The organism is Streptomyces sp. NBC_01465, assembly GCF_036227325.1.
Classification (GTDB): domain Bacteria; phylum Actinomycetota; class Actinomycetes; order Streptomycetales; family Streptomycetaceae; genus Streptomyces.
Genome location: NZ_CP109467.1, coordinates 2,492,770 through 2,507,479, shown reverse-complemented (window position 1 = coordinate 2,507,479; position 14,710 = coordinate 2,492,770). Strand labels below are relative to the sequence as shown.

Here is a 14,710-nt window from a genome sequence, read left to right as displayed (position 1 = left end):
GACCCCCGTTCAGTTCGTGCGGCCGCGCCGCATCTCCGCGAGGATCTCCTCCATCCTGGTGAGCTGCTGGCGCAGTTCCCGGACGTCGCGCTCTTCTTCTCCGTGGGCCAGTTCACTCTCGACCGCCGACAGGCGCTCCGCGAACTGGCCCAGCTGCTTCTGCTCCTGGGCCAGCATCCGCTCCAACTGGCGGTTCTTGCGGTGCAGATCGATGAAGACGTTCACCTTGGCTCGCAGTACCCAGGGGTCGAAAGGTTTCGTCAGGAAGTCGGCGGCCCCGGTGGCGTACCCCCGGAAGGCATAGCCGCCGTCGCCCTCGGACCCGGTCAGGAAGATGATCGGGGTGTCCTTGGTCTGGTCGAGCCGCTTGATGTTGGACGCCGTCTCGAAGCCGTCCATGCCGGGCATCCGGACGTCGAGGAGCACCACCGCGAAGCTCTGTCGCAGCAGGGCCTTCATCGCTTCCTCGCCCGAACGTGCCCGTACCAACGGTTCGTTGAGGGAACCGAGGACCGCCTCGAGCGCGATGAGGTTGTCCTCCATGTCGTCGACGAGAAGGATGCTCGCACGGTCGTTCGCGGTCGGTGCCTCTGTGGTCATGCTCTTGACTGCCTCACTGGGTCGGCGGAGGGACGGCGGGCTCCCCGGCACCGCTCGCCTGTCCTGGGACGACTGGATCGGCCGAGGTGGTTTCGTCCAGGTCCTCGCTCTCACCCTCAGGGTCCAGGAGAGCGCAGACGACGGACAGCAGACGGTCCACATCAACGGGCTTCGGTACGTACTCGTTGGCGCCCTGGGCGATGGATTTCTCCCGGTCGCCGGGCATCGCCTTCGCGGTCAGGGCGATGATCGGCAGGTCGGTCCAGAGCGGGCTGCGGCGAATGGCTTCGATGGTCTCGTAACCATCCATTTCCGGCATCATGATATCCATCAGGATCAGTTCGATGTCAGGGTTGCGCTCCAGGGTTTCGATGCCTTCCCTGCCGTTCTCCGCGTAGAGGACCGGCATTCCGACCCTGCCCAGTACGTGCGTCAGGGCGAAGACATTGCGGATGTCGTCGTCGACGATCAGGACGCGGCGCCCCGGCAGAACAGTTCCCGCCCGGCCCGAACGCCACTCTTCCAGTTTCGTCGTGGTCGGCCAGCCGTCGTCCTGGTCGGGGAGCAGGACGTGGTCGGAGGAGAGCCGTTCCGGTGCGGTGAGCGGGAGTTCGTGGGTGTGGTGGGTCTCCCCGTCGGTGGACACGATGTGGCCCGGATAGACCATGGGCACGTACAGCGTGAAGACCGAACCCTTGCCGGGCACGCTCTCGGCGATGATGCGGCCGCCGAGCAGCCCCGCGATCTCGCGGCTGATGGACAGGCCGAGCCCCGTACCGCCGTACTTGCGGTTCGTCGTGCCGTCGGCCTGCTGGAACGCCTCGAAGATGACGGGGAGTTTCTCCGGTGCGATACCGATGCCGGTGTCGCGCACCGAGAAGGCGATCAGGTCGTCGGTGCCCTTGAGGAGCTTGTCCTCGGGGTCCCTGACCCGGCCCACGCGCAGCTCCACGCGGCCCGCCGAGGTGAACTTGATGGCGTTGGAGAGGAGGTTGCGCAGGATCTGCTGGAGGCGCTGTTCGTCGGAGTACACCTCGCGCGGTACGTCCTCGCCGACCGCCACCTCGAAGGCGAGCCCGCGGTCGAGGGTGATGGGGCGGAACGTCGCGTGGACGTAGTCGAGGAGTTTGATGAGGGGGAGCTTCTTGGGGCGTACGTCCATCCGGCCGGCCTCGATCTTGGAGAGGTCGAGGATGTCGTTGATCAGCTGGAGGAGGTCGGAGCCCGAGCGGTGGATCGTGGTCGCGAACTGCACTTCCTGGTCGTTGAGATGGCTGTCCGGGTTGTCGGAGAGCAGCCGGGCCAGGATGAGCAGCGAGTTGAGCGGGGTGCGCAGCTCGTGCGACATGTTCGCGAGGAACTCCGATTTGTACTGGGACGAAGTGGCGAGCAGCGCCGCCTTCTCTTCGAGTTCGGCGTTGGAGCGCTGCAACTCCGCCTGCTGGCGCTGGAGTTCGTCCGAACGTTCCTGCAACTGGATGGCGAGTCGCTGGGACTCGCTGAGCAGGGACTCGGTGCGGGAGTTGGCGATGATGGTGTTGATCGCGACGCCGATGGTGTTCACGAACTGGTCGAAGAAGGCCAGGTGGACGTCGGAGAAGCGGGAGAAGGAGGCCAGCTCGATGACGCCGAGCAGCTTGTCCTCGAAGAGGATCGGGATGATGACGACGCTGGCCGGGGCGGCCTCGCCCAGACCAGAGTTGATCTTGATGTAGTCCGGCGGCGCCTCCTCGACGAGGATGCGCTTCTTCTCGAGTGCGGCCTGGCGGACCAGTCCGTGGCCGGGCATTCCGTGGGTGTCGACGGTGGCGCCCTGGGCGGATCCGTACCCGGCGATGAAGGCCAGTCCCTTGATGGAGCTGGTCGTACGGGAGAGGGAGCCGTCGGCGTCCGGGTCGGCCAGGAAGAAGGCGCCGAACTGGGCGTTCACCAGCGGGGTCAGCTCGCGCAGGATCAGGTCGGCGACCTCCATCAGGTCGCGGTGGCCCTGCATCAGCCCGGCCAGACGGGCCAGGTTCGACTCCAGCCAGTCCTTGGCGCGGGTGGTCTCGCGGAGGTTGGACACCATCAGGTTGATGTTGTCCTTGAGCTCGGAGACCTCGCCCCGGGTCTCGACCGTGATGGCGCGGGTCATGTCGCCCTGGGCCACCGCGGAGGCGACCTCGGCGATGGCGCGCACCTGGGTGGTGAGGTTGAGGGCGAGCTCGTTGACGTTCGTGGTGAGGCGCTTCCAGGTGCCGTACACGCCCTCGACCCGTGCCTGGCCGCCGAGTTGACCCTCGGAGCCGACCTCGCGGGCCACGCGGGTGACCTCGGAGGCGAAGGAGGAGAGCGTGTCCACCATGGTGTTGATCGTCGTCTTCAGTTCGAGGATCTCGCCTCGGGCGTCGACGTCGATCTTCTTGGAGAGGTCGCCCTGGGCCACCGCGGTCGCCACCTGGGCGATGTTGCGGACCTGTGAAGTCAGGTTGTCGGCCATGTAGTTGACGTTGTCGGTGAGGTCCTTCCAGACCCCGGAGACGCCGAGCACCTGGGCCCGGCCGCCGAGCCGGCCGTCGGTGCCGACCTCGCGGGCCACACGGGTCACCTCGTCGGCGAAGGCACGCAGCTGCTGCACCATCGTGTTGATGGTGTCCTTCAGCTCTAGGATCTCGCCGCGCGCGTCGACCTCGATCTTCTTGGAAAGGTCGCCGTTGGCCACCGCGGTGGTGACCTGGGCGATGTTGCGCACCTGGGAGGTGAGGTTGGAGGCCATGAAGTTCACGTTGTCGGTGAGGTCCTTCCAAACCCCGGAGACGCCGCGGACCTGGGCCTGACCGCCGAGGTTTCCTTCCGTACCCACTTCGCGGGCCACACGCGTGACCTCGTCGGCGAAGGCGGAGAGCTGGTCGACCATCGTGTTGATCGTCGACTTCAGCTGGAGGATCTCGCCCTTCGCCTCGACGGTGATCTTCTTGCCGAGGTCGCCCTGGGCGACCGCCGTCGACACGAGCGCGATGTTGCGGACCTGTGAAGTCAGGTTGTCCGCCATGAAGTTGACGTTCTCGGTGAGGTCCTTCCAGACCCCGGAGACGCCGCGGACCTGGGCGCGGCCGCCCAGGTTTCCTTCGGTGCCGACCTCGCGGGCCACGCGGGTCACCTCGTCCGCGAAGGCGAGGAGCTGGTCGACCATCGTGTTGATCGTCGACTTCAGTTCCAGGATCTCGCCCTGGGCGTCGACGGTGATCTTCTGGGAGAGGTCGCCGTTGGCCACGGCCGTCGTCACCTGGGCGATGTTGCGCACCTGGGAGGTGAGGTTGGAGGCCATGAAGTTGACGTTGTCGGTGAGGTCCTTCCAGACCCCGGAGACGCCGCGGACCTGGGCGCGGCCGCCCAGCTGTCCTTCCGTACCCACTTCGCGGGCCACACGCGTGACCTCGTCGGCGAAGGCGGAGAGCTGGTCGACCATCGTGTTGACGGTGAGCTTCAGCTCCAGGAGCTCGCCGGTCGCCTCGACCGTGACCGTACGGGTCAGGTCGCCCCGGGCCACCGCCGTGGTCACCGCGGCGATGTCGCGCACCTGGGCGGTGAGCCGGGACGCCATCGTGTTGACGGCCTCCGTCACATCGCGCCAACTCCCCGACAGGCCCTGGACCTTGGCGCGTCCGCCGAGCCGTCCTTCCGTACCCACTTCACGGGCCACCCGGGTGACTTCACCCGTGAAGAGGGACAGCTGGTCGACCATCTTGTTGACGGCGCGGCCGAGTCTGCGCAGATCGCCCCGCAGCTGACGGTTGCCGTCGTGCAGGTCGACCCGCTGGGTCAGATCGCCGCCGGCCACCGCGTCCAGGACACGCGTCGCGTTGGCCGCCGGTACCACCAGGGCTTCCAGCAGGGTGTTCGTATTGCTGACGCCCGCGGTCCAGGCGCCCTGCCCCGGGCTGGCCGAGAGGCGTTCGTCCAGGCGGCCGTGGCGGATCACTTCACGCCGCACGCGCGAGAGCTCGTCGGTGAAATGCTGGTTCCGTACGGCGATGTGATTGAAGGCGGCGGCCAGTTCGGCCGGCATGCCCTCATGGGTCTCCGGGAGCCTGACCCGGAAATCCCCGTCACGCAGCGCCGTCATGGCGGCCAGCAGAGGTCGGAGTTCCGAGGTGCGGACCCAGCCGCCCCCGGGGGACGGCATAGCACTTTCTTCGTTCATGTTGGCCCACTTCGGTGACTCGGTGCTTATGGGCAGGCTCAGTCTGTCACTCTGTCGGTGTCGCAAGCGGCGCATTGCAAGAACTGGTCAGGGAGCCGCACGTGGGGTCCATTCCAACGCAGCGGGATATCACTATCCCCTCAACTCGCAGCTCTGGAACGGGTGTTGACGTGCCATCTGTCGCACGCACCAGTCTGCCCGGCAACCCGATGGCCCCGTCCGCCGCACGACGCTTCGTCCGCGCCGCGCTCGCCGACTGGACCGCGCTCGGCCTGCCGACCGCCACCGGATTCACCGACCGGCTCGCCGACGACGCCGCACTCGTGGTCAGCGAGCTGGTCACCAATGCCGTGGTGCACGCCGGGACCACCGTCGAGCTGATCTGCAGGCTGGAGGAGGAGCCGCCCGACGAACCCACAGGACCGCCCTCCCTGGTCCTCGAGGTCTCCGACCACCATCCCTCCCGTGCTGTACGCAACGAATCGCAGGGAGCGCAGGCGGAGCGGGGCATTCCGGAGTACGGGCGTGGACTGCGGCTCGTCGGGACGCTGGCCGAATGCTGGGGCATCACCTACCGCACCGGCCTGAAAACGGTCTGGGCCAGACTCGCGGTCGACGCCGGGGAACCGCACCCCCGACCGGGCGACGACCAGATGCTCCAGCGCGGACTGCGGGCCGCCGAGATCCTGGCCCCCGCCACCCGCCGCGGCGGCGGCCGCGACGACCGGGACTGGATCAACCGAGGTGCGCTCACCTTCCTCGCCGAGGCCTCCGACCTCCTGGCCGGACAGTTCGACGAGGACATGATCGCCGCGCTCGCCGGACAGCTCCTGGTGCCCCGGCTCGCCGACTGGTGTGCCGTATGGCTCGAACCGGAGGCGGGCGGCGCGCTGCGCGTCCCGCGCCTCTCCCGGGTCTGGCACGCACGCGAGGGCCGCAACGAGGAGCTGCGCACCGCCCTGGAGAAGGAGCCGCCGAGGCTCCCGGAGTCCGCGCGCGGCGGGGGAGTGGCCGTGCCCTGGCCGCCCATAGGAACCCTGACCGAGACCGACGGGTCGGCCCTCGCGTACCGGCTGATCGCGGGCGGGCGGCCGCTCGGCACACTGATGCTGGGTCGGGCCGGGATCCAGCGCACCCCCGACGAAGTCTCCGGACTGGTCGAGGACTTCGCGCGCCGGGTGGCGCTCGCCATCGCCTCCGCGCGCCAGTACACCCGGCAGGCCACCATCAGCCGCGTCCTCCAGCGCGGGCTGCTGCCGAGCTCGGTCGCCGAGATCCCCGGCGTGGACAGTGCGCTGGTCTACGAACCGAGGGGCGAGGGCGTCGCGGGCGGCGACTTCTACGACGTCTTCCCCGGATCGGGATCCGGCGGCCGCTGGTGCTTCGCGCTGGGCGACGTCCAGGGCAGCGGTCCGGAGGCGGCGGTCGTCACGGGGCTGGCCCGGCCCTGGCTGCGGCTGCTTGCGCGGGAGGGATATGCGGTCGCGGAGGTGCTCGACCGGCTGAACAAGCTGCTGGTCGACGAGGCGATGGAGACGGCGGAGGCCGCCGCCAGGATGGTCGCGGCGGCCGGCGGACAGGAACTGCCGGAGGGGCCGCAGTCGCGCTTCCTGTCGATGCTCTACGGGGAACTGGTGCCGCTGGACGGCCCCGGCGGCGGGGTCCGCTGCACCCTCTCCAGCGCCGGCCACCCGCTGCCGCTGCTGCTGCACCCCGACGGAAGCGTGCAGCCGGCGGCGGCGCCGCAGGTGCTTCTCGGGGTCGTCGAGGACGTCGCGTACGAGAGCGAGAGCTTCGACCTCATGCCGGGCGACACCCTGCTCTGTGTGACGGACGGGGTGACCGAGCGGCGCGCCGGGGCGCGGATGTTCGACGACGCGGACGGGCTCGCTACGGTCCTGGCGGGGTGCGTGGGGCTGACCGCGCAAGGGGTGGCCGAGCGGATCAGACGGGCCGTGTACGAATTCGGGGACAAGCCGCTGGACGACGACCTGGCGCTGCTGGTGCTGCGGGCGGAGTGATGGCGGCCGAGTGATGGGCGGGCGTGACGGACAATGGGGGCATGCCTTCCGTACTGCCCGATGGTGAGCCCATGCCCGAGGACGGGGCGCTGCCCCCTGCCGCCTTCGAAGGCGCGGGTGAGCGGCCGCTCGGGTTCTATCTGCACGTGCCGTACTGCGCGACGCGGTGCGGGTACTGCGACTTCAACACGTACACCGCCAGTGAGCTGCGGAGCTCGGGGGGTGTGCTGGCCTCCCGGGACAACTACGCCGAGATGGTTGTTGAGGAGATCCGGCTCGCGCGGAAGGTGATGGGGGACGATCCGCGGCCGGTGCAGACCGTATTCGTGGGGGGCGGGACGCCGACGCTGCTCGCCGCCGGTGATCTTGTGAAGATGCTGGCGGCCGTGAAGGAAGAGTTCGGGCTCGCCGAGGGCGCCGAGGTCACGACCGAGGCCAATCCGGATTCCGTGGACGCGGAGTATCTGGGGGAGCTGCGGGCCGGGGGGTTCAATCGCGTTTCGTTCGGGATGCAGAGCGCTCGGCAGCATGTGCTGAAGGTGCTGGAGCGGACACATACGCCGGGGCGGCCCGAGGCGTGTGTCGCGGAGGCGCGGGCGGCCGGGTTCGAGCATGTGAATCTTGATTTGATCTACGGGACTCCGGGGGAGAGCGACGAGGACTGGCGGGCCTCGCTGGCCGCGGCTGTGGGGGCCGGTCCTGATCATGTGAGTGCGTATGCGCTGATCGTCGAGGAGGGGACGCAGCTCGCGCGGCGGATTCGGCGGGGTGAGGTGCCGATGACGGATGACGACGTGCATGCGGACCGGTACTTGATCGCTGATGAGGTGCTGGGGGCTGCTGGGTTCGAGTGGTACGAGGTCTCCAACTGGGCGACGACGGCTGCTGGGCGGTGTCTGCACAACGAGCTGTACTGGCGCGGGGCGGACTGGTGGGGGGCCGGGCCGGGGGCGCACAGCCATGTGGGGGGCGTGCGGTGGTGGAACGTCAAGCATCCCGGGGCGTATGCGGGGGCTCTGGCGGGTGGTCGGTCGCCGGGGGCGGGGCGGGAGGTTTTGGGTGCGGAGGATCGGCGGGTCGAGCGGATTCTGTTGGAGCTGAGGCTTCGGGAGGGGTGTCCGCTTTCGCTGCTGCGGGCTGAGGGGCTTGCTGCTTCTCGGCGGGCGCTTGAGGGTGGGTTGTTGGAGGCCGGGCCTTATGAGGCTGGGCGGGCTGTGTTGACGTTGCGGGGGCGGTTGCTTGCCGACGGGGTCGTGCGGGATCTGGTGGATTAGCGGGGTCGGGGGTGGGAGGAGTTCCCCAATCCCGCCCCTTCCCGAAACTGGGGCTCCCGCCCCAGACCCCGGGCTCCGGTGAGCGGGGGCTTCGCCCCCTGCGCCCCCTCTCGGGGGCTCTGCCCCCGGGCCCCCGGTCCTCAATCGCCGGACGGCTTGAAATACCTAGCCCGTCACGAAGTCGATCAGTTCCTCGACCCTCCCCAGCAGCGCCGGCTCCAAGTCCTTGTACGAGCGCACCCGCCCCAGGATGTGCTGCCACGCCGCCCCCGTGTTCTCCGGCCAGCCCAACTCCCTGCAGATGCCCGTCTTCCAGTCCTGGCCGTGCGGGATCCGGGGCCACGCTTTGATCCCCACGCTCGACGGCTTCACCGCCTCCCAGACGTCGATGTACGGGTGGCCCACCACCAGTGCGTGCGCGCTCGACACCTCCGCCGCGATGCGCGACTCCTTCGAGCCCGGGACCAGGTGGTCCACCAGTACCCCCAGGCGCGCGTCCGCCGCCGGGGCGAACTCCGCCACGATCGCGGGGAGGTCGTCGATGCCCTCCAGGTACTCGACCACCACGCCCTCGATGCGCAGGTCGTCGCCCCAGACGCGTTCCACCAGCTCCGCGTCGTGCCGGCCCTCCACATAGATACGGCCCGCCCGCGCGACCCTCGCCCTCGCGCCCGGGACCGCGACCGAGCCCGATGCCGTACGGGCCGGGCGCTGCGGGGCCGCCGCCGTCGGACGTACGAGCGTCACCGGGCGGCCGTCCAGCAGGAACGCCGACGGGGTCATCGGGAAGACCCGGTGTTTGCCGAAGCGGTCCTCCAGCGTGACCGTGGGCCCCTCGGCCGTCTTCTCGCAGCGGATCACCGCACCGCAGAAGCCGGTGCTGATCTCCTCGACCACCAGGTCGGGGTCGGCGGGGACGGTCGGGGCGGGAGTCGACTTCTTCCACGGGGGCGTCAAGTCCGGGTTGTAGCTGCGCATTTCGCAGACGCTACGACACCGCGAAGCGTGCTGCCAGCGCATCCCGCTGCGCGCGGACGTACGCGGCGTCGACCACCGCGCCGTGGCCCGGGACATAACGGGCGTCCTCCCCGCCGAGGGCCAGGAGGCGGTCGAGGGCCGCGGGCCACTGGGCGGGGACCGCGTCCGGGCCCGCCTGCGGTGCGCCCGACTCCTCCACCAGATCTCCGCAGAAGACGATCGGCGGAGAGGAGGGGACCACGGCCACCAGGTCGTGGCCCGAGTGGGCCGGGCCGATGTTGGCGAGCAGGACGTGGCAGCCGGCGCCCAGATCCAGGGTCCACTCGTCGCAGACCGTGTGATGCGGCCGTACGAGGAGATCGGCGGCCTCCGCCGCCTCCCGTTCGGGTACACCCTGGCGCACCGCGTCGGCCGCCAGCTCCTCCGCGCCCCGCGCGAACAGCGTGTCCATGCCCACCGCGCCGTACACCTGCGCACCGGAGAAGACCGCAGTGCCGAGGACGTGGTCGAAATGAGGGTGGCTGAGAGCGATGTGCGTCACTCTGCGGCCGAGCAGTTGCTCCGCCTGGGCGCGGATCTCGGCGCCCTCACGGAGTGTGGATCCGGTGTCGAAGAGGAGTGCCGCGCCGTCTCCGGCGACCAGGCCGACCGTCGCATCCCAGCCGGGAAGCCTGCGGCGGCCGACTTCCGGAGCGAGCCGTTCCCAGCCGTGGTCTTCCCAAGTCACGTCCATACCGCGACGCTATCCCGGGTGGCATGCTCCGTCGCGGTAGCGTGTCTGGCCGCACTCCGCCTTGCTTCGGCGCAGGCAGGCCGCCGTACACTGGGGGGATTGCTGGCACTCGTACACACAGAGTGCCAGGCAGGTGCCAAGGGACGACAGCTGGAGGTGTGCGCGATGCTCAGTGAACGCAGGCTTGAAGTGCTGCGCGCCATCGTCCAGGACTATGTGGGCACCGAGGAGCCGGTCGGGTCGAAGGCGCTCACCGAGCGGCATCGTCTCGGGGTCTCTCCGGCGACCATCCGCAACGACATGGCCGCCCTGGAGGACGAGGGGTTCATCGCCCAGCCGCACACCAGCGCCGGGCGGATCCCCACCGACAAGGGCTACCGGCTCTTCGTCGACAAGCTCGCCGGAGTGAAGCCGCTGTCGTCGCCCGAGCGGCGCGCCATCCAGAACTTCCTGGGCAGCGCCGTCGACCTGGACGACGTGGTGGCGCGGACCGTACGGCTGCTCGCGCAGCTCACGCGGAACGTGGCCGTCGTGCAGTACCCGTCGCTCACGCGGTCGACGGTGCGGCACGTGGAACTGCTGTCACTGGCGCCGGCCCGGCTGATGCTGGTGCTGATCACGGACACCGGACGCGTCGAGCAGCGCATGATCGACTGCCCGGCCCCCTTCGGGGAGACCTCGCTCGCGGATCTGCGGGCGCGGCTCAACTCGAGGGTCGTGGGGCGTCGCTTCGCCGACGTCCCGCAGCTGGTGCAGGACCTCGCGGACTCCTTCGAGCAGGAGGACCGGGGCACCGTCTCGACGGTGCTGGCCACTCTGCTGGAGACTCTGGTCGAGGAGACCGAGGAGCGGCTGATGATCGGCGGCACCTCGAACCTCACCCGCTTCGGGCACGACTTCCCGCTGACGATCCGGCCCGTGCTGGAAGCGCTGGAGGAGCAGGTTGTGCTGCTGAAGCTGCTCGGTGAGGCGCAGGACTCAGGCATCACCGTACGTATCGGGCATGAGAACGCTCACGAGGGCCTGACGTCCACATCGGTCGTCGCCGTCGGCTACGGTTCGGGCGACGAGGCAGTCGCCAAACTCGGGGTCGTAGGCCCCACACGCATGGATTACCCGGGAACGATGGGAGCGGTACGCGCAGTGGCACGTTACGTCGGACAGATCCTGGCGGAGTCGTAAGTGGCCACGGACTACTACGCCGTACTCGGCGTGCGCCGCGACGCTTCCCAGGACGAGATCAAGAAGGCCTTTCGGCGTCTTGCCCGCGAGCTTCACCCGGATGTGAATCCGGACCCGAAGACGCAGGAGCGCTTCAAGGAGATCAACGCGGCCTACGAGGTTCTCTCGGACCCGCAGAAGAAGCAGGTCTACGACCTGGGCGGCGACCCGCTCTCCGCCTCCGGCGGTGGCGGGGCCGGTGGCTTCGGCCAGGGCGGCTTCGGCAACTTCTCGGACATCATGGACGCCTTCTTCGGTACGGCGTCCCAGCGCGGACCCCGCTCGCGGACGCGGCGCGGCCAGGACGCGATGATCCGGCTGGAGATCGACCTCAACGAGGCGGCCTTCGGCACCACCAAGGACATTCAGGTCGACACGGCTGTTGTGTGTACGACCTGCAGTGGTGAGGGTGCTGCGCCCGGTACTTCGGCGCAGACGTGCGACATGTGCCGCGGGCGCGGCGAGGTGTCGCAGGTCACCCGGTCCTTCCTGGGCCAGGTCATGACCTCGCGTCCCTGCCCGCAGTGCCAGGGGTTCGGGACCGTGGTCCCGACGCCCTGCCCGGAGTGTGCGGGCGACGGGCGCATCCGCTCGCGTCGCACTCTCACGGTCAAGATCCCGGCCGGTGTCGACAACGGCACGCGGATCCAGCTCGCCGGCGAGGGCGAGGTCGGTCCCGGCGGCGGTCCCGCCGGTGACCTGTACGTGGAGATCCACGAGCTGCCGCACGCGGTGTTCCAGCGGCGGGGCGACGATCTGCACTGCACGGTGACGATCCCGATGACCGCGGCATCGCTGGGCACGAAGGTGCCGCTGGAGACGCTGGACGGGATGGCGGACATCGACATCCGGCCCGGTACGCAGTCTGGGCAGTCGATCCCGCTGCACCAGCACGGCATCACGCATCTGCGGGGTGGCGGGCGCGGTGATCTCATCGTGCACGTCGAGGTGCTGACGCCGACGAAGATGGACCCGGAGCAGGAGCGGTTGCTGCGGGATCTGGCGAAGCTGCGGGGTGAGGAGCGGCCTACTGGGCAGTTCCAGCCGGGTCAGCAGGGCTTGTTCTCGCGGCTGAAGGACGCTTTTAACGGACGCTGAGTGGGTGGGTCCGGGGGCTCTGCCCCCGGACCCGCGGCTACCGCCGCGCCCTCTTTGCGGCTAAACCGCCGCCGCTCTCGCGGAGGTGGCTGGCGTAGGTGGGGGTTCTCAATGGCCGCTCGCGGTCCGTTCGGATGCGACACCGGCCAAAATCTGCCCGCAGACTCCTAACCCTGCATGATTCGGCCCCGACCTCGTCACATGGCACGATGCCGTTATGTCCTCTGTTCTGGCCGACCTCTGTCGGTATCCGATCGTGCAGGCGCCCATGGCCGGCGGTGCTTCCGGGCCGCGGCTGGCCGCCGCCGTGTCCGAGGCCGGGGGGCTCGGGTTCCTTGCCGCCGGGTACAAGACGGCCGACGGCATGTACGAGGAGATCAAGCAGGTGCGCGGGCTCACCTCCCGCCCCTTCGGCGTCAACCTCTTCATGCCGCAGCAGGACACCGCCGACCGCGCCGCCGTCGAGGTCTACCGGCACCAACTCGCGGGCGAGGCCGCCTGGTACGAGACCGCGCTCGTGGACCTGGACGCCTGCGGCGCGGGTGACGACGGGTACGAGGCCAAGCTGGCCATCCTGCTCGACGACCCCGTGCCGGTCGTCTCCTTCACCTTCGGCTGCCCCTCGCGCGACGTTCTCGACGCCTTCGACCGGGCCGGTACGTACACGATCGTCACCGTCACCACGCCCGAGGAGGCGCAGAGCGCCCAGTGGTGCGGGGCCGACGCCGTGTGTGTGCAGGGCATCGAGGCGGGCGGGCACCAGTCCACGCACCGCGACGACCCCCAGGCCGACGGCTCCGGGCTCGGGCTCCTCTCGCTCGTCGCGCAGGTGCGCGAGACCGTGCCGATCCCGATCGTCGCCACCGGCGGGCTGATGCGCGGTTCGCAGATCGCCGCCGTGATGGCGGCGGGTGCGGAGGCCGCGCAGTTGGGGACGGCGTTCCTGGTCTGTCCCGAGTCGGGTGCCAACCCGCTGCACAAGCAGGCGCTGACCAACCCGCTGTTCGTACGGACCGAGCTCACCCGGGCCTTCTCCGGGCGGCCCGCGCGCGGGCTCGTCAACCGGTTCATGCGCGAGCACGGGCCGTACGCCCCGGCCGCGTACCCCCAGGTGCACCACCTCACCGCGGGCCTCCGCAAGGCGGCTGCCGGGGTGGGCGACGCGCAGGGCATGGCGCTGTGGGCGGGGCAGGGGCACCGGCAGGCGCGGGAGATGCCGGCCGGGCAGCTGGTCGAGGTGCTGGCGAGTGAACTGGACGCGGCGCGGACCGCGCTGAGAGCGTGAGGAGTACGGGATGACTGCGCCTGTTTTTGTCGTCGACGACGTGCCCGGGGCGGGCCTGTTCGTGCTGGACGGCGCCGAGGGGCGCCACGCGGTGTCGGTCAAGCGGCTGCACGCCGGTGAGGACGTCGTGCTGACCGACGGGCGGGGCAACTGGGCCGAAGCCGTGGTCAGTTCGGCCGAGGGCAAGGACCGGCTCACCGTCGATGTGACCGCCGTACGGGCCGAGGACGAGCCCGCGCCGCGCATCACCGTCGTCCAGGCGCTGCCCAAGGGCGACCGCGGCGAGGTTGCCGTCGAGACCATGACCGAGGTCGGCGTCGATGCGATCGTGCCGTGGCAGGCCTCGCGCTGCATCACGCAGTGGAAGGGCGACCGGGGCGCCAAGTCCCTTGCCAAATGGCGGAATACGGCCAGGGAGGCGGGGAAGCAGTCGCGCCGCGTGCGGTTCCCCGAGGTGGCCGACGGGATGAGCACGAAGCAGGTCGCAGCCCTGCTGGCCGGGGCGGACTTCGCGGCCGTACTGCACGAGGCGGGGACCGTGTCGCTGGCCGCCGCGCGGCTTCCGGCCGAGGGGTCGATCGTGCTCGTCGTGGGGCCCGAAGGGGGTGTCTCTCCCGAGGAGTTGAAGGCGTTCGCCGAGGCGGGCGCCGAGCCGTACGTGCTGGGGCCGAGTGTGCTGCGTACCTCCACCGCCGGAACCGCCGCCTCCGCGCTGCTTCTCGGTCTCACCGGCCGCTGGACTTGACCGGACAGGGGCTTTTGCGGGCGGCCCCTGCGGTGGGACCCTGTCCTTCATGGGGGCATTGAGACGCTTACGGTACCGGCGGACCCTCGCGGCGGGCGGCGTCGCCGTGGCAGCGGTGGTGGGGCTTGCCGCCTGCGACCCGGTGGGCGGAATGAACTCCGCGGCCGTCGCCTACACCACCGACCAGATGGCGACCAAGGTGCTGGAACGCGCCGGGGTGAAGGTCAACTGGCTGAGCTGTACGGCGACCCTTTCCGGCGGCGGCACCGCGACCCCGACCGCATCGCCCAGCAAGGCGAGCGTCGACTGTCAGGGCCGTACCGACGACAACAAGAAGATCACCGTCAACGGGACGGTGACCTATGTGCGCGACGGTTCGTGCGTGAAGGGGCATCTGACCGCGAAGGTCGGCGCGAAGACCATGTTCACCGCCACGGTGCTGGGGGACTGCAACGCGGCACCCTCCAACGGGGGTTCACGGCGGACGACACCGCCGGCCGGTGGTGGGGGAGTACGTCCCGCGGTCACGGTGACGGTCACTGTGACGGAGTATCCACAAGGCAAATGAGTCC

The 14,710-nt window shown here is 69.6% G+C and carries 11 protein-coding genes; 7 read left to right on the top strand and 4 right to left on the bottom strand.

Features of this window, described 5'->3' with window-relative positions; all coding sequences use genetic code 11:
- Positions 1-9: 9 nt before the first annotated feature.
- Together OG707_RS11545 and OG707_RS11540 are read right to left on the bottom strand one after the other, a co-directional pair.
- Positions 10-600, bottom strand: a complete 591-nt coding sequence (locus OG707_RS11545) for a response regulator (protein ID WP_329117140.1) — start codon at positions 598-600, stop codon at positions 10-12.
- Between the two features lie 13 nt (positions 601-613).
- Positions 614-4,705: a HAMP domain-containing protein gene (locus tag OG707_RS11540; protein ID WP_443071481.1), complete on the bottom strand. Its 4,092-nt coding sequence runs from the start codon at positions 4,703-4,705 to the stop codon at positions 614-616.
- Positions 4,706-4,884: 179 nt separating this feature from the next.
- Here OG707_RS11540 and OG707_RS11535 point away from each other — a divergent pair, with 179 nt between their 5' ends.
- Together OG707_RS11535 and hemW are read left to right on the top strand one after the other, a co-directional pair.
- Positions 4,885-6,804, top strand: a complete 1,920-nt coding sequence (locus OG707_RS11535; RefSeq protein ID WP_443071315.1) for a SpoIIE family protein phosphatase — start codon at positions 4,885-4,887, stop codon at positions 6,802-6,804.
- 41 nt (positions 6,805-6,845) lie between these two features.
- Positions 6,846-8,078, top strand: coding sequence for a radical SAM family heme chaperone HemW (hemW, locus tag OG707_RS11530; RefSeq protein ID WP_329117138.1), 1,233 nt, complete (start codon positions 6,846-6,848; stop codon positions 8,076-8,078).
- A 165-nt stretch (positions 8,079-8,243) separates the two neighbouring features.
- On the opposite strand, the gene OG707_RS11525 is transcribed toward hemW, so the two are convergent.
- Positions 8,244-9,056 carry a DUF3097 domain-containing protein gene (locus tag OG707_RS11525; RefSeq protein WP_329117137.1) on the bottom strand — a complete coding sequence of 271 codons (813 nt, stop codon included), beginning with the start codon at positions 9,054-9,056 and terminating at the stop codon, positions 8,244-8,246.
- Positions 9,057-9,066: 10 nt separating this feature from the next.
- Complete coding sequence (locus OG707_RS11520) at positions 9,067-9,789, bottom strand: MBL fold metallo-hydrolase (RefSeq protein ID WP_329117136.1); 723 nt, start codon at positions 9,787-9,789, stop codon at positions 9,067-9,069.
- Positions 9,790-9,954: 165 nt separating this feature from the next.
- Here OG707_RS11520 and hrcA point away from each other — a divergent pair, with 165 nt between their 5' ends.
- From hrcA to OG707_RS11495, 5 genes are all read left to right on the top strand, one after another.
- Positions 9,955-10,971, top strand: a complete 1,017-nt coding sequence (gene hrcA / locus OG707_RS11515) for a heat-inducible transcriptional repressor HrcA (RefSeq protein WP_329117134.1) — start codon at positions 9,955-9,957, stop codon at positions 10,969-10,971.
- Complete coding sequence (gene dnaJ / locus OG707_RS11510; RefSeq protein WP_329117133.1) at positions 10,972-12,108, top strand: molecular chaperone DnaJ; 1,137 nt, start codon at positions 10,972-10,974, stop codon at positions 12,106-12,108.
- Between the two features lie 217 nt (positions 12,109-12,325).
- Positions 12,326-13,393: a nitronate monooxygenase gene (locus OG707_RS11505; RefSeq protein WP_329117132.1), complete on the top strand. Its 1,068-nt coding sequence runs from the start codon at positions 12,326-12,328 to the stop codon at positions 13,391-13,393.
- A gap of 10 nt (positions 13,394-13,403) precedes the next feature.
- Complete coding sequence (locus OG707_RS11500; RefSeq protein ID WP_329117131.1) at positions 13,404-14,138, top strand: 16S rRNA (uracil(1498)-N(3))-methyltransferase; 735 nt, start codon at positions 13,404-13,406, stop codon at positions 14,136-14,138.
- Between the two features lie 49 nt (positions 14,139-14,187).
- Positions 14,188-14,706 (top strand): hypothetical protein, encoded by a 519-nt coding sequence (locus OG707_RS11495; protein ID WP_329117130.1) that lies wholly within the window; start codon positions 14,188-14,190, stop codon positions 14,704-14,706.
- The last annotated feature ends 4 nt before the right edge of the window (positions 14,707-14,710 follow it).

Bases quoted from the DNA above. Each gene is read 5' to 3' on its own strand.
- OG707_RS11545 (WP_329117140.1), bottom strand. From the start codon at position 600: ATGACCACAGAGGCACCGACCGCGAACGACCGTGCGAGCATCCTTCTC.
- OG707_RS11540 (WP_443071481.1), bottom strand. From the start codon at position 4,705: ATGACGGCGCTGCGTGACGGGGATTTCCGGGTCAGGCTCCCGGAGACC.
- hemW (WP_329117138.1), top strand. From the start codon at position 6,846: ATGCCTTCCGTACTGCCCGATGGTGAGCCCATGCCCGAGGACGGGGCG.
- OG707_RS11525 (WP_329117137.1), bottom strand. From the start codon at position 9,056: ATGCGCAGCTACAACCCGGACTTGACGCCCCCGTGGAAGAAGTCGACT.
- OG707_RS11520 (WP_329117136.1), bottom strand. From the start codon at position 9,789: ATGGACGTGACTTGGGAAGACCACGGCTGGGAACGGCTCGCTCCGGAA.
- hrcA (WP_329117134.1), top strand. From the start codon at position 9,955: ATGCTCAGTGAACGCAGGCTTGAAGTGCTGCGCGCCATCGTCCAGGAC.
- OG707_RS11505 (WP_329117132.1), top strand. From the start codon at position 12,326: ATGTCCTCTGTTCTGGCCGACCTCTGTCGGTATCCGATCGTGCAGGCG.
- OG707_RS11500 (WP_329117131.1), top strand. From the start codon at position 13,404: ATGACTGCGCCTGTTTTTGTCGTCGACGACGTGCCCGGGGCGGGCCTG.
- OG707_RS11495 (WP_329117130.1), top strand. From the start codon at position 14,188: ATGGGGGCATTGAGACGCTTACGGTACCGGCGGACCCTCGCGGCGGGC.